Genomic DNA, 17,123 nt, shown 5'->3' on the forward strand with positions numbered 1-17,123 from the left:
CGCCTGTCCGCCCGGCGGGTGCGTCGCGCTATTCCCCGGCAGCCCCGGCACCGGTGGTTGCTCGACTCTGCGGGGCGGCGGGCATTACGTTGGGGGCATGACCGAAAACCCAGACGAGACCCGCACAGCTTCCGAAGAACCGGTCCGCGAGGACCCGGTCCGCGAGGCAACCGGCCGCGAAGCACCTGCCAGCGACGAAACCGACCTCAGCACCAAACTGGACCCGGAGTTCATCCCGCAGCAGGGCGAAACACCGGACGCCAGGCGGGCCCGCGAGCACCCCGAGGAAACCGGCAGCTGACGCCCTGTCTGGGGCAAGCGCGGGCCGGCTGGCGGCTAAAGTTGGTGCATGGGCGGTATCGCGGATGTACTCGGCCCCATCCTGGAACTCATGACGTGGGTGGGCTTCCTCCCCGGCGTGCCGTTGCTCGTGTGGGGACTAATTATCGAACGGCGCCGCTGCGCCTGGACCAAAACCACGGGTGAGGTGTACACCGCCGGCGGCTTCACCGGCTTCCGCTGGACTGACCAGGAAAACGTCCCGCGCCAGACCCTGGTGGACTCCGACGTCGCGCGGGGCCTGGTGGCCGGAACCAAGGTGGAGCTGCATTACGACCTCTGCCACCCGTCGCGCTGGGGCCTGAGACCCCCCAAGCACGACAACATCGTCCTGATCCTCGGCTGGATCCTGACCGGAGTGGGCATCCTGAGCACCATCGGGGGCTTCGCGCTGCTGCTCTTCTGACGGTCCAGTCCTCGTAGGGGCCGTCCCCGTCCGGCCGTCACAAACCAACCGGACAAATGGGCCGTCACAAACCAACCGGACAAGACCCACCGGGGCCGGACATGCATCGGGTACCCGTGCCGCGGCGGGTACCCGGTCTGTGGGGCAGCCGAAGCTGCGTTGCTCGTCTGCTAGACGTGCGGATCGACTCTTGAAGCCCGGCCGGTGCCCGGGGTACGACCACCGCGCCGGTTCCTGTCGCGCAGGTGGTCCAGCAGTGCCTGTTCGGGGTGCCCGGGGTTCTCCGCCAGGTGGCGCAGGAGCCGGCGCCTGACGTCGGAGCGCGGATCGGCCGTGGCGAGCACATTGTGGATGATGTCCAGGACCTGTTGATGGAGTTCCGAATCGTCCACCATCACCATGGTCGGCTGGCCGTATGGGGAGTCAACCGTGGAGCCCCATCGGTCCGGCGGAATGGGCTCATACAGATCGCGGAATTCCGTGTGCATCACTGGCTCCTTATTGCGGGGGGAAACTGCTTCTTCGGATTGCCGCCGCGTGCGCTTATTCATTGCTGCTGCCACTCCTGCCGGAGAGACCGCTAGTGCCGGAGAGACCGTTGTTGCTGGGGAGACCGCCTTTGCCGTCGAGCTCGCTCGAGGACGTTGAATCGTCAGTGGGTGCCACTGCCGGGGAAGTGACCTGGGCCGGCTCCACAAGCTCGACGCCGGGATCGTCGGAAGAAACGTCGCTGGAATTGTCCGGGTCGTCGGGTGCCGGCCCCGTCTGGGCAGGTCCCGCTGCTTTCGTGGAAAGAGGCGAGGAGGTGGCAGGGTCCAGCGGCGCCGATTTGAGCGCCGGTGACGAGGCCTTGGGCGTTGCCGTGGGGTTGGTGAGTGGCGACAGTCGCGGGGTTTCAGTGAAGTCCTTCAGGACCGAGTCGCGGGGTCCCGGTTCACGAACAATCACGCCGGGTTCCTGGCCTGTCGGCGCCCCGGTGACAGCCTGCGCCCAGACGGTGATGCTGGCGAGACCCACCAGCGGAATGCTCAGCAAGGACCACCTCTTCATCGGCCTGCCACACCTCCTTCGTGAAACAACTTTGAGGCGTGAAGGTGAGGCAGGGATGAGACGCGGATGAGAGTCTTCTCATGCACCGGCGGGCGCGTCAGGCTGCGCGCGTTAGGTGGGCAGGGAGGCCTAAAACGAGTTGCCTTCCGCATCATCAACGGTGCCGGCTGCATCGTCGGGAGCCGCTGCCGAAGGGCCGGCCAGGCACACGAGGCGGTAGCCCACGCCGCGGATGGTCTGGATGCGGTCCTGGCCGAGCTTGTGCCGGAGGTACCGCACGTAAACGTCCACCACGTTGGAGGATCCCTCGAAGTGGTAGCCCCACACCCGGCTCAGGAGCTGCTCACGGCTGAGCACCTTGCCGGCGTTCTCCATGAACGTCCGTGCCATGACGAACTCCCGCGCGGACAGGTCGATCACGCGGCCACCGATCTCGGCAGTGCGCAGGTTCACGTCGAGCGACAGGTCGCCGCAGACGAATGTCGGGGCGGAGGTCACCGATTGCGCGCCCCGGAGCCGGAGCTTGATTCGGGAAAGCAGTTCCTCGAACCGGAAGGGTTTGGTCATGTAGTCGTCAGCTCCGCCGTCGAGCGCCGCTACCGTGCTTTCGAGGCTGTCCGCGGCCGTCAGGATGATCACCGGAATCGTGGAGTGCATGTCGCGGAGATTCTTGAGGACCGTGAGGCCGTCCATCCGGGGCATGCCGATGTCCAGGATGAGGAGGTCGAACTCCCCGGACGTGGCGTAATCCAGTGCTTTCACCCCGTCGGAAACCTGGGTGGTGGTGTAGCCGGCTGCCGTGAGGCCCTTGGCGAGGAAGGCCGCGATGCGCGGCTCGTCGTCGGCGATCAGGATCCGGGTCAAGGCGCACCTCCCGCCCGGGTCGCCAATTCAATGCCCGACGCCGGTCCGGCCGGGTTCGGTTTGCCGCCTGCGGCGCCCGTTCCCTTGTGTCGCGGCCCCCTCGGAGCCGGGTCCCTAACGGCCGGGGCTTCGGTTCCGCTGCCGCTTCGGCCGGCGCTGTCCGCGGCGGCGGGATCTTCCGTTCCACCGTCGGCGTCCTTGCCGCCGGAGGGGATCCGGAGCACGAAGCGGCTGCCCTTGCCCTCCTCCGATTCCAGCAGCACAGTGCCGCCATGCGCCTCGGCGATGGCCTTCACGATGGACAGCCCCAGGCCCGAACCCTCCGAGGCTGCCGAGTTGCTGCCCTTGCCAAAGCGCTCGAAGATGCGCTCATGATCCTCTGCCGGGATGCCGGTGCCGGTGTCCGACACCCAGATCTCCAGCTCCCTGGATGCCGGGTCTGCCAGCTCCCGCACAACCGCCGCCCGACCGCTGTGGGGGGTGCCGCCGTCGTTCTCCACCCAGGCGCCCCCGACCGATATCCGGTCCGACTCGGACGTGTGTTTGACCGCGTTCGCCGCGAGCTGCTCCAGCGCCTGGGTGAGGCGGCGGCGGTCGACGCGGATCAGGCCGCCGGGCCTGGCGTCCAGGTGCCACTGGCGCTCGCCGAGAACCCGGACCCGGTTCAGGACGTCCTCCAGGAGGTCGTCGGCCTCCACCCAGGCGGGAGTCACGAAGTCCGGCCGGCCGCTGCGGGCAAGGATCAGCAGGTCATCCACCAGTACCTGCATCCGGTCCAGCTCGTCCAGGAGCAGCATGCGGGTCTGGTCGACGTCGTCGGGGTCCCCGGCCCGGAGCAGCTCCAGGTACCCGCGGATGATGGTCATGGGGGTGCGCAGCTCATGGCTGGCGTCGTGGACGAAGCGGCGCTGATTGTCGAAGCCGGACTCCAGCCGTTCGAGCATGCGGTTGAAGTTCATGGCCAGCTGGGCGACGTCGTCCGTGCTGTCCGGCACCTCAACGCGCTTTGTCAGGTCATCAAAGGTGGTGGCCTCTGTGGCCTCACGGAGCCGCCGGACCGGGCGCAGCAACCGACCGGTGACCAGGTAGCCCACCAGGCCGGTCAGCGCGAGCGTCGCCAGGGACGCCAGGGCGAAGGTCCACATGGAACCGAAAACCTCGGCCCGCTGGGCGCCGATCTCGCTTGAGGCAATCAGCAGGCCCTGGTCCTGGCGGCCGCCGGCGGTCAGCGAAACGGACGTGATCGCCAGGCGTACCTGCCGGCCGTCCAGGTCAATGTCGCGCATCACGGTCTGGCCGGGGACGCTCCAGTCCCAGACATGGTCTGTGACAGCGGCCGTGTTCAGATTGGTCGGCTGATCCGCTGCGGGCAGGATGACGTTGCCCCCACGGAGCATGGTCATCACGGACTCGAAGCCGCCCGGAGCCCCGTTGCGCAGATAGGTTCTAAAGAGGTCGTGCACGGTGGTGTACGGGGCGCCGCCGAAATTCGGCCGGCCCTGTTTGGCAAGCTCGTCCAGGTTCTTGCGCGGCAGTTGCAGCTCGGCGTTGACGCGGTCATTGAGGCTCTTCAGCTGGGCGGCGTGGGTGGCAGCGCCGGCGACAAAGAGGCCCACGGCCATGAAGACGAGCAGCGTGGCCAGCAACCGGAAGCGGACGGAATGCAGTTCCGTGCGCAGTGCGCCGGCCGCATTCATAGGAGTACCCGGGCTCTTTTAACGTGTGACGTGCGTAACGCGACGCACGGAAGGGCGGTCCGCGCAAAATATTTTTGTAATCCTGAGCGGCCGGCAAAGACGCTCATCGCCGAGTACTCGGAGTACTTGGTTGTACCCGGGCCGGCCATGGTCCGCCTCATTGGATCACCCATTTCATGCTGATTCGGCGGTCCTCCGGGGACGAGGATCGCAGTAGTACCGCTCTGACTGCGGTAATACGAATGTAGCCCCGGGTTCTTGGGAAAAACTTGGTGTTTCTGGACCCCGCTGGCATCCTCCCGGCAGGTTTCAGGGGAGCCTCGGGCCGCCCCAACCGAGTGGTGGGCCGCTCGATGCAAAAGCAACCAAGTAGTGCACCGACCGAAATTCGAGTACTCGCTACTCGTGCCCCTACTTGGCTGAGTGACAAGTATGAATCCAAGCCATTCATGGGGAATGCGGTTCATGGGGATAGTAGGTGCAGACAAATGGTTCAGACCGTTGCAGAAGATACTCGTTGGTCGCGGAGAGTCAACGACGACGAGTACATGCCCAACTCAATGGAAGACGCCGGTGGCACAACGACGAAGTTGTCCATCAACATCCTGGGTCCGCTCCGTGTCCGCCGCGGCGGCGTGGTGATCGGATCCCACGAACTTGGCGGTCCCAAGCCCCGCCAGGTCCTTGAAATCCTTTTGCTCAAGCTGGGGACCCCGGTCTCCAAGAACCACCTGATCGATGTTCTGTGGAACGGCCAGCCGCCGGCTGAGGCCCTGTCCACGCTGGAAAGCTACGTCAGCGTGCTGCGCCGCCACCTCCAGCCGGGAAGCGGCAAGGGCGGTGCCCTCCGCACGGTCACCGGCGGCTACATGATCGACCGCAGCATGGTTGACCTTGACCTGGACCGTTTCGATGACCTGCTCAAGCAGGCCGGACATGCCTCTCCGGAGGAGTCCTTCCGGTTGCTCGAGAAGGCCCTCGACATCGCTTCGGTGCCGCTGCTCGGCGATGAGCTCCTGGCCGGCTGGGCCGAGGAGGAGCGTGCGCTCCACTCCGCCCGTGTCGCCAGCATCAAGGCACGGGCCGCGGAAGCCGCTGTCGCCGTCGGACATCCGGAGCGGGCGGTGGCCCTGGCCAGCGAACTGCTGGTGGACGATCCCATCAACGAGCGCGCCTGGACTGCCCTGGTCCTGGGCCTCGAAGAATCCGGGCAGTACATGGAAGCGCTGCGGGCCTACGGGCGCTGCCGCCGGGTCATGGACCAGGAAATCGGCTGCCTCCCCGGACGCCCGCTGCGGGAAGCACATGCCCGGCTGCTGCAGGCAACGGCCGCCAGCGAGGACGAAATGGACCTCTCAGATTCTGATGCTCACATCCCGGCAACATCACAGATCACCCGGGAAATCAGCATTCTGACCATCGACGACCACAGCACGTTCACCGAACTGCTGACGGCAGCCCTGGACCGCGAACCGGACCTGCGGAGCGTCGCCTCGGCCACCACCGCGAAGAGCGGCGTGGAGCAGAGCATCGCCCTCAAGCCCGACGTCGTGATCATGGACTTCCACCTGCCCGACGGCGACGGCCTCACCGCCGCTGCCCGGATCCTGGCCGACGCCCCGAACACCCGGATCGTCATGCTCACCGGCGACCCGACGCCGGAAGCGCTGCGGACCGCCGCCTCGATGGGCATCTGCGCCTTCCTGCCGAAGGGCGGATCACTGTCCACCCTCCTGGACACACTCCGCTACGCACGGGCCGGCAACATGGTGGTCCACCCCTCGCTGGTGGCCCAGCTGGGCATGTCCACTCCCGCTCCGGCTCCCGCCGTCCGCGAAGTGGAACCCGGCGGACCGGTCCTGACGCCCCGTGAACTGGACGTGCTGCGGCTGATGGCCGGCGGCCACGGCTCGAAGGAAGTGGCCAGCAAGCTGGACATCTCGCTCAACACCTGCCGCGGCTACGTGAAGGCAATCTTCGCCAAGCTCGGAACCCACTCGCAGCTCGAATCGGTCATGGAAGCCTCACGGCGCGGCATGCTCGAGCAGCCGTCCCATGGCTAGGCCATCGCTCCGCAAACCTGCCCTGTTTCGACCGTTCGAATCGCCGGCAAACCACAACTCCGAGGTTTTCAAGGCCGTCCGGCGGTTCCTGCTGATGGGGCTGGTTGCCCTGGTGGTTGTCACCACGCCGGTGGCCTTCTGGATCTGGTCCGAGGCTGAACGCCACGCACTGGAGAACTCCAAGGAGGCCACCGACCACCTGGCCAACAACGTGGTGGGGCCGCTGCTGGACGAGGAAGTCCTGTCCGGTGCGCCCACGGCGGTTGAGCGGCTCGACGAGCGCCTCCGTCCCTGGATGGGGGAGACCTCGGTGTTCGAGATCCGGCTCTGGGACAAGAACGGTCGCATCGTCTACTCGGACGACCCCAAGCTCATCGGCCACACCTTCGGCCTGCCGCACGAGGCGCAGGAAGTCCTGGACGGCGGGGACGTCCCCGCCAACCTGGAGATGCAGAAGGACGAAGTCAACACGCCCAACGTCGAAAACGGCGAGCTCGTGGAGGTCTACGTGCCCGTCACTGCCCCCGACGGGCAAAAGCTGGTGTTCGAGACCTATTACGACGACGACGGCGTCCGCCAGGAGCAGGCTGCCGTTCTGTTCGGGATGGCCCCGCCGTTCCTCCTGTCCCTCGCCGTCCTGCAGCTGGCGCAGCTGTTCCCGGCAGTCCAGCTGGCCCGCAGGATCCAGGCCTACGAAGCCAGCCGGAGCCGGCTGCTCCGCCGGGCCATCGAGGCCTCCGAGCTGGAGCGGCAGCGCATTGCCCGGGACCTGCACGACGAAGTGATCCAGGAACTCTCGGGGCTGTCCTACGTGATGGAGTCCGAGGAACTGCACAGCCCGGTGGGCCAGCGTGCGCTCTTCTCCGACGCCCGGCGGATCCTGCAGGACAACGTCCGCAGCCTGCGGGCCATGACCAGCGAGCTGTACCCGCCGGACCTCAACCGGCTCGGCCTCCCCGGGGCGCTTGCCCGGCTCGGCGACCCGCTCGAGGAGCGCGGGATCAGCCTGGAGCTCGACCTGCCGGAGCAGTGCGAGCTGGACCGGGACCGCGCGGCCCTGTTCTACCGGGTGGCCCGCGAGGCCCTGGCCAACACCGCCAAGCATTCCCGGGCGGCCAAGGCCGAACTCCACCTCCGCCAGGACGGCGACCGTTCCGAGATCCGCATCAGGGACGACGGCTGCGGCTTTGACCAAAGCCAGGGGTCGCCGGAAGGGCACTTCGGCCTGCGCATCATGAGGGACACCATCGGCGAGGCCGGCGGCACGCTCCAGGTGAAGTCCGCGCCCGGGCGGGGAACGACGGTGATCGCGCGCTTCGGAGTCGGGGGCAACAAAGTCCCGGCCTCCTTTGACCACGAGCCGGAATCGGTGCCCTCGGCGTAACTCCCGCCCGCGCACCCCAAATGCCGCCGGTCCCTCCAACGACGTGGGGGCCGGCGTAGTTCTGTTCGCTGGTTTTGGCCCTGGCGGGTTGCCGGCAGGCGCGCCGGTACAGTGAATTCATGCCTCTCCAGTACCCGCCCCTCGAGGACCTGCTGCACAGTGCCCGCGTTGTGGTTCTGCCCATGCGCGTGAAGTTCCGCGGGATTCTGGAACGCGAAACGCTGCTTCTCCGCGGCCCGCTGGGATGGGGCGAGTTCGGTGCGTTCCCCGAGTACGGAGACGCCGAGGCCTCCCGCTGGCTTGCCGCCGCCATCGAGGCCGGCTGGCTCGGGTTCCCGGAGCCCCTGCGGACCAGCATCCCGGTCAACGCCACCGTGCCCGCCATCTCCGCAGACGCCGTGCCGGAAATCTTGGCCCGGTTCGGCCGTGTGGACGCCGTGAAGGTCAAGGTGGCAGAACGCGGCCAGACGCTCGACGACGACGCAGCCCGCGTCGCTGCTGTCCGCGCCGCGCTTCCGGACGCTGCCATCCGCGTGGACGCCAACGGCGGCTGGGACGTTCCGGCTGCGGTGGCGGCGCTGACCCGGCTGGCCGGCGTCGGGCTGGAATACGCCGAGCAGCCCGTGCCGGATATTGAGGGCCTGGCGGAAGTGCGGCGGCGGCTCCGTGCCGCGGGGGTGCCGGTACTGATCGCGGCCGACGAAAGCGTCCGCAAGGAAGAGGATCCCCTCAAAGTGGCGCGGGCCGGCGCCGCAGATCTGCTCGTGGTGAAGGTGGCGCCGCTCGGGGGAGTGCGGCGCGCGCTGGAGCTGGTTGTTCAGGCGGGGATGCCCGCTGTCGTGAGCTCCGCCCTCGATACGTCCGTGGGGATCCGGGCCGGGCTCGCGCTCGCCGCAGCGCTGCCGGAACTGCCGTACGCGTGCGGGCTGGGTACAGTTTCGCTGCTCGCCGCGGACGTCACCAACCAGCCGCTCGTGGCCGACGACGGCGCCATCACCCTGCGTGATGCGGTCGCCGACGAGGGGCTGCTTGAGCAGTACGCCGCCCCGCCCGAGCGCCGCGACTGGTGGTTCGCCCGGCTCCGCCGCGCCTACGCCGTCCTGCAAGCCCCGGCGTAGCCCGCTTCCCGCCTCACCCGCCGACCCTTCCTCAGGTCTTGCAGGTTTTTGGGTGACGCTTCCTCAGGTCCTGCAGGTTTTTTGGGTGACGCTTCCTCAGGTCTTGTCGGGTTTCGGGCGTCGCTTCCTCAGGTCTTGTCGGGTTTTGGGTGACGCTTCCTCATTAGGACGTCGAGTTCACCGGATCTTCATCTGAGTGTCGGCTTTCGGTTGGCTTTCGGTGGAAGGGTGGCGATGCCGCATCTAAACCCTTGGAAGGTCTCTCTCCCATGTCTGAAATCTCCGGACGCAAGTTCGCTCTGCTGCCCATGCTCGGCCACACCAAAGGCAAGCGCAGTCCCGTCACGTGCGCCCTCAAGTGTGACAACGCCTGCGCGGGCGACGTCTGCAACACGAGCTCGAACAGCTACTTCCGTGACATTGCCTCCACCACGTTGTCCCGCCGCGCCGCCCTGGGCTTCGGCGCCGCCGGTGCCCTCGCCGTCGTGCTCGGCGGAGCCGTAACCTCCACTGAGAAGGCCGTTGCCGACGGCGGAACGGGACTGTCTGCCGCCGCCAAGACCGGTTTTGGCCAGGGTGCGTCCAAGCTGCAGTTCACCGCCATCCCCGCCGTTGCATCCGACGTCGATGCCTTGACGGTTCCGGCAGGTTTCACCTGGCAGCCGGTGATCCGCTGGGGTGACCCGATCTTCAAGGACGCCCCGGCGTTCGAGCTGGGCAACCAGACCGCCGCAGCCCAAGAGCGGCAGTTCGGCTACAACAACGACTACTCGGATATCCTCGAGATCCCCGGCAGCAAGGGCCGGCGTGCGCTGCTGTTCGCGAACCACGAATACACGAACGAGAACATCATGTTCCCGGCCAGCATGCCGGCTGAGCAGATGCGCGCAGTGGGTGCGGCCGCCCACGGCCTGACCGTTGTCGAGCTGGAGCGCAAGAACAAGAACAAGCCGTGGAGCTACGTCCAGGGCGCTCCGCTGAACCGCCGCTACCTGAACAGCACCCGCTACGAGCTCACCGGCCCCGTCGCCGGCTCGGACCTCGTCAAGACCGTGGCCGATCCCGAGGGCCGCTGGATCAACGGCACGCTGGGCAACTGCTCCGGCGGGACCACGCCGTGGGGCACCATCCTCTCGGGCGAGGAAAACTTCAACGGCTACTTCGTTGCTCCGGGCACGTCCGCCTCGGACAAGCGCTACGGCCTCACCAACAAGGCCACGGCGCGGCAGTGGGAGCTGGACGATCCCCGCTTCAACGCCAACAACGCCGGCTACGAAAACGAGACCAACCGCTTCGGCTGGATTGTGGAGGTGGACCCGTTCGACCCCACCTCCACGCCGAAGAAGCACTCCTCGCTGGGCCGCTTCAAGCACGAGGGCGCCAACGTGATCCTGGCAAAGTCCGGGCACGTGGTGGCCTACATGGGCGACGACGAGCGCTTTGACTACCTCTACAAGTTCGTCTCCAAGGCCAAGTACCGCGAGGGCGACCGCAGGCACAACATGACGCTGCTCTCCGAAGGCGACCTGTACGTTGCCAAGTTCACGGGCAACGCCCCGGCCGCGGAGATTGACGGCAAGGGCTCCGTTCCGTCGGACGGCTCATTCGACGGCACCGGCGAATGGCTGCCCCTGGTGGTCGGCGGTAAGTCAATGGTTGCCGGCATGTCCTTTGAGGAAGTGCTCGTGTACACCCGACTGGCTGCGGACAAGGTGGGTCCCACCAAGATGGACCGCTGCGAGGACGTCCAGCCCAGCCTGCACACCGGCAAGGTCTACGTCGCGTGCACCAACAACTCGGACCGCGGCAAGCCGGGCAAGGAAGGTGCCACTGAGGTCAACCCGCGCAACGAGAACCGTGACGGCCACATCGTCGAAATCACGGAGACCGGCGACCAGACCTCCACCAAGTTCACCTGGAACCTGCTGATGGTCTGCGGCGATCCCTCCACCGGCGACGTCACCTACTTCTCCGGTTTCCCGGCCGACCAGGTGTCGCCGATATCCTGCCCGGACAACCTGGCCTTCGACTCCGTGGGCAACCTCTGGATTTCCACCGACGGCGCCCCCTCCGGCATCGGCAAGGCCGACGGTCTGTTCAAGGTCACCCTGGATGGCCCCGAGCGCGGCCGCGTGGAGCAGTTCCTCGCAGTGCCCCGCGACGCCGAAACCTGCGGACCGATCGTCCACGATACCGAGCGCAGCGTTTTCGTTTCCGTGCAGCACCCGGGTGAAGAGGGCACCTTCGAGGCGCCGCACTCGTACTTCCCGGACTACGTTGCCGCCGGTGCGACGCCCCGCCCGGGCCAGGTCCGGGCTCCCCGCCCGGCCGTGGTCCAGGTGTTCCCCACCGACGCCTAGCCTCCGCAGCGCTCTGACGCCGACGCTCCGGCACTTCTCCTGTTGAGAAGTGCGGGAGCGTTTGGCATTGGGGCGACGGGATGTGAGGAAGGGTTTGGGGTTGGGCGACGGGATGTGCGGGAGCGTTTGGCATTGGGGCGACGGGATGTGGGGGAGGGTTGGGGTTTGGGCGACGGGATGTGAGGGAGGGTTGGGCCGGCAGGAAGTAAGGGACCGTTTGAGTAGGTGGCAGACTGGTTCGGTGACTTCCCCCGAACCTGCCGAGCCTTCCGCCTCCACTGTCGGCACCCCATACGACGCTGATCCCGAGCCCACGCTGACGTCCATGGCTTCCGCACGGATTGCCGTCGCGTCGCTGCTCGACGGCGGCGTCCGGTATGTCGTAGTGGCGCCGGGCTCGCGGTCGGCGCCCATGGCCTACGCGCTGGCGGAGGCCTCCGCGGCCGGGAAAGTCGAACTTCTGGTCCGGATCGACGAGCGGTCGGCCGGGTTCACCGCACTCGGCCTGGCCCTGGCCACGGGCGCGCCGGTAGCCGTGCTGACAACGTCGGGGACCGCCGTCGGGAATCTTCTTCCGGCGGTGATGGAGGCCAACCACGCCGCTGTCCCGCTGGTGGTGGTTTCGGCGGACCGACCCGAGGAACTGCGCGGGACGGGCGCGAACCAGACCACCATCCAGCTTGACCTGTTCGGCGAGCACGTCCGGTTCGCCGTCGACGTTCCCGCCGGCGAGAGTCCGCAGCGTGCGGTGGAAACGTCGCTTGCCGCCGCGACCGGGGCCTTCGAGGACACGCCGCCGGGACCCGTACAGCTCAATCTCGCCTTCCGCGACCCCCTCGTTCCCGAACAGGGGGAGCGGCTGCCGGAGCAACGCGGCCACGGGACCTTCCGGATCGGCACCGAACCGCTCACCATGACCCTCGATCCCGCCGCGGCAGACCTTCCCGAACGGCGCACCGTGGTCCTCGCCGGGCACGACGCCGGTCCGGTCGCTGAGGCCTTCGCCCGCGCCCATGGACTGCCGCTGCTGGCCGAGCCGTCGTCCAACTCCCGCTTCGGCCCCAACGCCGTGGGGCCGTACCGCCTGCTGCTGGAGCACTTCGGCCCGGACTCGGCGCTGCCGATCGAGCGTGCCGTGGTGTTCGGGCGCCCCACGCTTTCGCGGCCCGTTTCGGCGCTGCTGGCGCGGACGGACGTCCCGGCAGCCCTCTATGAACCGGTGCCGGTGGCCTGGTACGAACCGGGGCGGCGCCGGGAAACGCCCGTCGCCAGCCTGGCGGAGCTCGCCGAGTTTGCCGGCCGGGGCCCGTCCGCCTGGCTCGACGCCTGGCTGCTCGCAGGCGCCGCGGCCCAACATGCCGTCGACGGCATACTTGCCACGGAAGAGGCAGCAACCGGTCCCGCCGTGGGCTCCCTCGTCTGGCAGCATGCCCGCGGCCAGCTGGTTCTCGGCTCGTCGAACGGCATCCGCGACGTCGATCTTGCCGGGCAGCCCGCGCCGGAGCCGTCCGCCACGGTCTTCGCCAGCCGGGGCCTCGCCGGTATCGACGGCACCATTTCCACGGCCACCGGCATCGCCCTCGGGGGCCACCAGGAAACCACCCTGCTGCTCGGCGACGTCACCTTCCTGCACGACGCCGGCGGCCTCTTCCTTGGCGCCGGGGAGGAACAGCCGCAGCTCCGCATCGTTGTCCTCAACGATTCCGGCGGGGCCATCTTTAGCCTCCTGGAACACGGCGCGGTCGCTGAGGCGGGCGGCTACGGAGACGCCGTCGAACGCCTCTTTGGCACCCCGCACTCAGTGGACATGGCGGCACTCGCCGCGGCGTACGGCGTCGGGCACTGCTCGGTGAGCACGACGGCGGGACTCGCCGAGGCGCTTGCCGCACCGTTCAGCGGACGCACCATCGTTGAGGTGCGCACCGACCGGCACGAGCTGCGGGCCCTGCATCGGCGGATCAAGGCGGCGGTAAGCGCAGCCGTGGCGGGCGTGCTCGCGGAGTAGCGGCCTCGCGACGATCCGCACCGGTTTCGGACATCCGCACCCCGGATCGGGGGTGCGGATGTCCGAAACCGCCGCGGATTCCGGTGTGCGAGCTTGTCCACATACCGCCGGTAGCCGGTGGTCAGGGCACGAATGCGGCGCAAGCATCGAAGTATGCCTCAATCAGCCCTGATCCTCACCAGCGAATATGCCAAGCTGGGCCGCGATACCCGGCAATTGGCACGGCTCGAGGCTGCCGGCGAGCTCAGCAGAATCCGGCAGGGGGTGTACGTGCCGGCCGCGGAGTGGCGGGCCCTGACGCCCTGGGAACGGTACCCGATGTTGATCCAGGCGACCGCTTCCACGCTGCGGAGCACCACCGTTTTCTGCCGGCAGTCTGCTGCCTGCGTATGGGGTGTCCCGTTGCTGGGCACTCACACGCTGGTCCACGCCTGTACCGATGACGGCCGCGGCGGGCGCTCCCGCGCCGGTGTCCGCCGGCATCGTGTGGACACCGAATCCTTGGACACCGAAGAGAGGTCCGGCCTCCTTGTCACCAGCCGAACCAGGACTGTGCTTGATCTGGCCGCCTTCGAGTCATTCGAGCAGGCCGTCGTGGCGTTTGATCATGTTTTGAAACCGGATCGGCCGCGTGGCCTGCAGGCGGTGACCAAACACGAGCTCGCGGCGGCATCGGCACCGTATAGCGATGCAGCGGTGCGGCGGATCCAGGCTGCCTTGGAATTCGCTGATCCTGCGGCGGGGTCACCAGGGGAGTCGCTGAGCCGGGCCTTCATGCACATTGCGGGCTTCAAAGCACCCATGCTGCAGTCGGAGATCCGCGATGCCAGCGGACTTGTCGGCTACCTCGATTTCGAGTGGCGGGAGGATGGGCTGGCGGGAGAGTTCGACGGCATGGTCAAGTACCAGAAGGACGAGTACTTGCGGGGAAGATCCACGTCCCAAGTGGTGATCGACGAAAAGCGCCGGGAGGACCGCATACGCGCCACCGGCCGCCGTGTCATCCGATGGACGTGGTCTGAACTGGCGGATCCGAGGAAGTTCGCGGCCTTCCTGGACCTGGCCGGGGTGCCCAGATTGAGGCGGCCCTCGTGCGGAGGGTGAGCCGGCCCCATCCCGACATACGCTACGAAAACGGACAGCAGCTACGTGGATCCACGTAGCTGCTGTCCGAAGTCGGCGCGGAATAAGGAAGCCTACTCGGCGATCTCGATGTGCGTCGGGTCCAGCACGCGGCGGAGGAATTCCTTGGTGCGGCCCTCGGTGGGGGAGGAGATGACGTGTTCGGCCACGCCTTCCTCGACCACCACACCGCCGTCCATGAAGACCACGCGGTCGGCGACTTCGCGGGCGAAGCCCATCTCGTGCGTGACCACCAGCATGGTCATGCCTTCCTTGGCCAGGTTCCGCATGACCGAGAGCACGTCGCCGACGGTTTCAGGGTCGAGGGCCGAGGTGGGCTCGTCGAAGAGCATCAGCTCGGGGTCCATGCTCAGAGCGCGGGCGATGGCAACACGCTGCTGCTGGCCGCCGGAGAGCTGGTCCGGGAACCGGTCGGCGAGGTGACCCAGCCCCACGCGCTCAAGGTTGGCGCGGGCGATCTTGTCCGCTTCGGCCTGCGGGCGCTTCAGCACCTTGGTCTGCGCGATCGTGCAGTTGCGCAGCGCGTTCAGGTGCGGAAACAGGTTGAACTGCTGGAACACCATGCCCACTTTGCGGCGCATCTTGTCGATGTCCACGTCCGGGTCGGTGGCATCGAAGCCGCCCACATGGATGCTGCCCTCATTGGGCTGTTCGAGCAGGTTGACGCACCGCAGCAGGGTGGACTTGCCGGAGCCGGACGGACCGATCAGGCAGACCACTTCGCCCGCTGCGACGTCCAGGCTGATGCCCTTGAGGACCTCGTTGGAGCCGTAAGACTTGCGCAGGTCCTTGATGGCAACACCCGCGGCGTGGACGCGCCCGCTCTGGGTGCGGGAGTGAATTTCGACGTCGTTCATGACTTCTCTGCCTAACGCTTGGTCCGCGCGGAGCGGCTTTCGAACTTCCGGGCCAGGAGGCTCAGCGGGATGGTGACCACGAGGTAGAACGCACCTGCCACCAGGAGCGGAGTGAGTCCTGCGCCGAGGCTGGAGATGCCGTCGCGGCCGAACTTGGTCAGTTCGTACTGCGACGCCGTCAGGCCCAGCACGTAGATCAGCGACGAGTCCTTGGTCAGCAGGATAACCTCGTTGGTCAGCGGCGGCAGGACAATCCTGAAGGCCTGCGGAATGACGATCGTGACCATGGCCCGCCACTGCGGCATGCCCAGCGACCGCGCGGCTTCCGTCTGGCCCTTGGGCACGGCCTGCAGCCCCGCGCGGAGTGTCTCGGCGATGTAGGCGGCCGCCACCATGCCCAGCGAGACCATCACCACAATGGACACGTTCCACTGGACACCGAACGCCAGCGGAACGCCATAGCCGAAGGCGATGAAGACCAGAAGTGCCGGGATGCCGCGGAAGAATTCGATGTAGCCCGTGGCGATCCAGCGGTACAGCGGGAAGCTGGAGAGCTTCATGAGGGCCAGCAGCAGGCCCCCGGACAGACCCACGATGAACCCAAGGAACGTGTAGATCAGGGTGTTTTTCAGGCCCGAGAAGAAGATGTCCGGGAACATCGGGCCGATCTTGCCGAAGTTGAAGACGTTGGTGGTGACGGTCTTCCAGTCGGTGGCCAGAATCAGCGCGGCCACAGCCACAACGAAAATCCCGGCCTGGACGTACAGACTTACTCTGGCCCGCTGTCTTGCGGTCATTGCCATGGTGTACTCACATTCGTTTTGCGCAGTTGAGGCCCCGCACGGACTGCTGAACAGATCCCGGACGAGGCCCCCTGCCGCGTAGGTGTCAGGCGCGCCGGCTACTTGGTGGCTTCGCCGAACCAGCTGGTCTCGAACTTCTTGAGGCTTCCGTCGTCGGTCAGGCGCTTCAGCGTGGTGTTGACCTGGCTGAGCATGGCGGTGTTGCCCTTCTTAACCGCGATGCCGAGCTTTTCCCCGGTGGCGTAGTTCTCGACGCGCTTGAACTTGGAGTCATCCTTGATCGCGTAGCCGAGGACCGACTGGTTACCCAGGGCGGCATCGATGGTGCCGGCCTTGAGCGCCTGGACCAGGAGGCCTGTGTCCTCGAACTGCTGTGCGTCGAGGCCCTTGTCCTTGGCGTACTTCGCACCCGTGGTGGCCTGCTGGACGCCCACCTTCTTGCCCTTGGCACTGTCGAGGTTCGTGATGCCGGACGCCTCGGTTGCCACGAGCGTCAGGTCGTCGTTCAGGTACGGATCGGAAAAGTCCATGACGGCCTTGCGGGTATCCGTGATGGAGATGGAGGAGATGGAAACGTCGCAACCGGTGAGTGCGGTGCCGGTCTCGATGGCCTCAAAGGAGCTGTCCACCACGTTGAGTTCGGCTTTCATGTCCTTGGCCAGTTCCCCGGCGATGTCCATGTCAAAGCCGACGATCTTGCCGTCCTTCTGGAATTCGAAGGGTTCGTAGGGGACGTCCGAGCAGACGGTGAGCTTTCCGGAATTGATGAGCTGCACGCCGCCACTGCTGCTGGCAGCCGGGGTTGCGCTGCCGCCGCCGCAAGCGGTGAGGCTGATGGCCCCGACGGCGAGGATTGCGGCTGCCTTGGCGCTGAGTTTGGCCGTGGCAAGGGACTTGAGCTGCATTTCTTTACCTTTTGTTGCAGGGGTATGCGGAACTAAATCGGTTCATAGTGTATCGCCGAAGAAGAGATGTGCATCACAGAAAACTAAGTTTGACTATTTGATAACTAAACCACAGCACTTTTCAAGGGC

At 66.8% G+C, this 17,123-nt stretch carries 15 protein-coding genes; 8 read left to right on the forward strand and 7 right to left on the reverse strand.

The genetic code is table 11. The features are described 5' to 3' along the window. The first annotated feature begins 97 nt into the window (after positions 1-97). Together AC57BR_RS20970 and AC57BR_RS20975 are read left to right on the forward strand one after the other, a co-directional pair. Positions 98-301 (forward strand): hypothetical protein, encoded by a 204-nt coding sequence (locus tag AC57BR_RS20970; RefSeq protein ID WP_496364112.1) that lies wholly within the window; start codon positions 98-100, stop codon positions 299-301. 48 nt (positions 302-349) lie between these two features. After that, positions 350-745, forward strand: a complete 396-nt coding sequence (locus AC57BR_RS20975; protein WP_496364114.1) for a hypothetical protein — start codon at positions 350-352, stop codon at positions 743-745. A 170-nt stretch (positions 746-915) separates the two neighbouring features. On the opposite strand, the gene AC57BR_RS20980 is transcribed toward AC57BR_RS20975, so the two are convergent. The 4 genes from AC57BR_RS20980 to AC57BR_RS20995 all read right to left on the reverse strand — a co-directional run bounded on the left by AC57BR_RS20980 (position 916) and on the right by AC57BR_RS20995 (position 4,356). Continuing rightward, positions 916-1,233, reverse strand: a complete 318-nt coding sequence (locus AC57BR_RS20980; protein ID WP_496364116.1) for a hypothetical protein — start codon at positions 1,231-1,233, stop codon at positions 916-918. 55 nt (positions 1,234-1,288) lie between these two features. Further along, positions 1,289-1,795 (reverse strand): hypothetical protein, encoded by a 507-nt coding sequence (locus AC57BR_RS20985; RefSeq protein ID WP_496364118.1) that lies wholly within the window; start codon positions 1,793-1,795, stop codon positions 1,289-1,291. 129 nt (positions 1,796-1,924) lie between these two features. After that, positions 1,925-2,659, reverse strand: coding sequence for a response regulator transcription factor (locus tag AC57BR_RS20990; protein WP_496364120.1), 735 nt, complete (start codon positions 2,657-2,659; stop codon positions 1,925-1,927). After that, positions 2,656-4,356, reverse strand: coding sequence for a sensor histidine kinase (locus tag AC57BR_RS20995; RefSeq protein WP_496364122.1), 1,701 nt, complete (start codon positions 4,354-4,356; stop codon positions 2,656-2,658). The genes AC57BR_RS20990 and AC57BR_RS20995 overlap by 4 nt, the downstream gene beginning before the upstream one ends. Before the next feature lie 488 nt (positions 4,357-4,844). On the opposite strand from AC57BR_RS20995, the gene AC57BR_RS21000 reads away from it, so the two are divergent. The 6 genes from AC57BR_RS21000 to AC57BR_RS21025 all read left to right on the forward strand — a co-directional run bounded on the left by AC57BR_RS21000 (position 4,845) and on the right by AC57BR_RS21025 (position 14,390). Continuing rightward, positions 4,845-6,419: a BTAD domain-containing putative transcriptional regulator gene (locus AC57BR_RS21000; protein ID WP_496364124.1), complete on the forward strand. Its 1,575-nt coding sequence runs from the start codon at positions 4,845-4,847 to the stop codon at positions 6,417-6,419. Further along, positions 6,412-7,803 (forward strand): sensor histidine kinase, encoded by a 1,392-nt coding sequence (locus AC57BR_RS21005; protein WP_496364126.1) that lies wholly within the window; start codon positions 6,412-6,414, stop codon positions 7,801-7,803. Before AC57BR_RS21000 ends, AC57BR_RS21005 begins: the two co-directional genes overlap by 8 nt. Positions 7,804-7,922: 119 nt before the next feature. Then, positions 7,923-8,921, forward strand: coding sequence for an o-succinylbenzoate synthase (locus tag AC57BR_RS21010; RefSeq protein WP_496364128.1), 999 nt, complete (start codon positions 7,923-7,925; stop codon positions 8,919-8,921). 269 nt (positions 8,922-9,190) lie between these two features. After that, positions 9,191-11,281, forward strand: a complete 2,091-nt coding sequence (locus AC57BR_RS21015) for a PhoX family protein (RefSeq protein WP_496364130.1) — start codon at positions 9,191-9,193, stop codon at positions 11,279-11,281. A 325-nt stretch (positions 11,282-11,606) separates the two neighbouring features. Then, positions 11,607-13,286, forward strand: coding sequence for a 2-succinyl-5-enolpyruvyl-6-hydroxy-3-cyclohexene-1-carboxylic-acid synthase (menD, locus tag AC57BR_RS21020; protein ID WP_496365197.1), 1,680 nt, complete (start codon positions 11,607-11,609; stop codon positions 13,284-13,286). 153 nt (positions 13,287-13,439) lie between these two features. Beyond that, positions 13,440-14,390 carry a hypothetical protein gene (locus AC57BR_RS21025; RefSeq protein WP_496364132.1) on the forward strand — a complete coding sequence of 317 codons (951 nt, stop codon included), beginning with the start codon at positions 13,440-13,442 and terminating at the stop codon, positions 14,388-14,390. Between the two features lie 92 nt (positions 14,391-14,482). On the opposite strand, the gene AC57BR_RS21030 is transcribed toward AC57BR_RS21025, so the two are convergent. From AC57BR_RS21030 to AC57BR_RS21040, 3 genes are all read right to left on the reverse strand, one after another. Then, positions 14,483-15,286: an amino acid ABC transporter ATP-binding protein gene (locus tag AC57BR_RS21030; RefSeq protein ID WP_496364134.1), complete on the reverse strand. Its 804-nt coding sequence runs from the start codon at positions 15,284-15,286 to the stop codon at positions 14,483-14,485. A gap of 11 nt (positions 15,287-15,297) precedes the next feature. Beyond that, the gene (locus AC57BR_RS21035) at positions 15,298-16,089 is read right to left on the reverse strand and encodes an amino acid ABC transporter permease (RefSeq protein ID WP_496364136.1); all 792 of its coding nucleotides are present in this window, start codon (positions 16,087-16,089) and stop codon (positions 15,298-15,300) included. A 98-nt stretch (positions 16,090-16,187) separates the two neighbouring features. Further along, positions 16,188-16,994: an ABC transporter substrate-binding protein gene (locus tag AC57BR_RS21040; RefSeq protein WP_496364138.1), complete on the reverse strand. Its 807-nt coding sequence runs from the start codon at positions 16,992-16,994 to the stop codon at positions 16,188-16,190. Positions 16,995-17,123: the final 129 nt, after the last annotated feature.

Source organism: Arthrobacter sp. BGA-UO-ETr-C19 (assembly GCF_059568005.1).

Bases quoted from the DNA above. Each gene is read 5' to 3' on its own strand.
- AC57BR_RS21040 (WP_496364138.1), bottom strand. From the start codon at position 16,994: ATGCAGCTCAAGTCCCTTGCCACGGCCAAACTCAGCGCCAAGGCAGCC.
- AC57BR_RS20985 (WP_496364118.1), bottom strand. From the start codon at position 1,795: ATGAAGAGGTGGTCCTTGCTGAGCATTCCGCTGGTGGGTCTCGCCAGC.
- AC57BR_RS21035 (WP_496364136.1), bottom strand. From the start codon at position 16,089: ATGGCAATGACCGCAAGACAGCGGGCCAGAGTAAGTCTGTACGTCCAG.
- AC57BR_RS20970 (WP_496364112.1), top strand. From the start codon at position 98: ATGACCGAAAACCCAGACGAGACCCGCACAGCTTCCGAAGAACCGGTC.
- AC57BR_RS21015 (WP_496364130.1), top strand. From the start codon at position 9,191: ATGTCTGAAATCTCCGGACGCAAGTTCGCTCTGCTGCCCATGCTCGGC.
- AC57BR_RS20995 (WP_496364122.1), bottom strand. From the start codon at position 4,356: ATGAATGCGGCCGGCGCACTGCGCACGGAACTGCATTCCGTCCGCTTC.
- AC57BR_RS21030 (WP_496364134.1), bottom strand. From the start codon at position 15,286: ATGAACGACGTCGAAATTCACTCCCGCACCCAGAGCGGGCGCGTCCAC.
- AC57BR_RS21000 (WP_496364124.1), top strand. From the start codon at position 4,845: ATGGTTCAGACCGTTGCAGAAGATACTCGTTGGTCGCGGAGAGTCAAC.
- AC57BR_RS20975 (WP_496364114.1), top strand. From the start codon at position 350: ATGGGCGGTATCGCGGATGTACTCGGCCCCATCCTGGAACTCATGACG.
- AC57BR_RS21005 (WP_496364126.1), top strand. From the start codon at position 6,412: ATGGCTAGGCCATCGCTCCGCAAACCTGCCCTGTTTCGACCGTTCGAA.
- AC57BR_RS21010 (WP_496364128.1), top strand. From the start codon at position 7,923: ATGCCTCTCCAGTACCCGCCCCTCGAGGACCTGCTGCACAGTGCCCGC.
- AC57BR_RS20980 (WP_496364116.1), bottom strand. From the start codon at position 1,233: ATGCACACGGAATTCCGCGATCTGTATGAGCCCATTCCGCCGGACCGA.
- menD (WP_496365197.1), top strand. From the start codon at position 11,607: ATGGCTTCCGCACGGATTGCCGTCGCGTCGCTGCTCGACGGCGGCGTC.
- AC57BR_RS21025 (WP_496364132.1), top strand. From the start codon at position 13,440: ATGCCTCAATCAGCCCTGATCCTCACCAGCGAATATGCCAAGCTGGGC.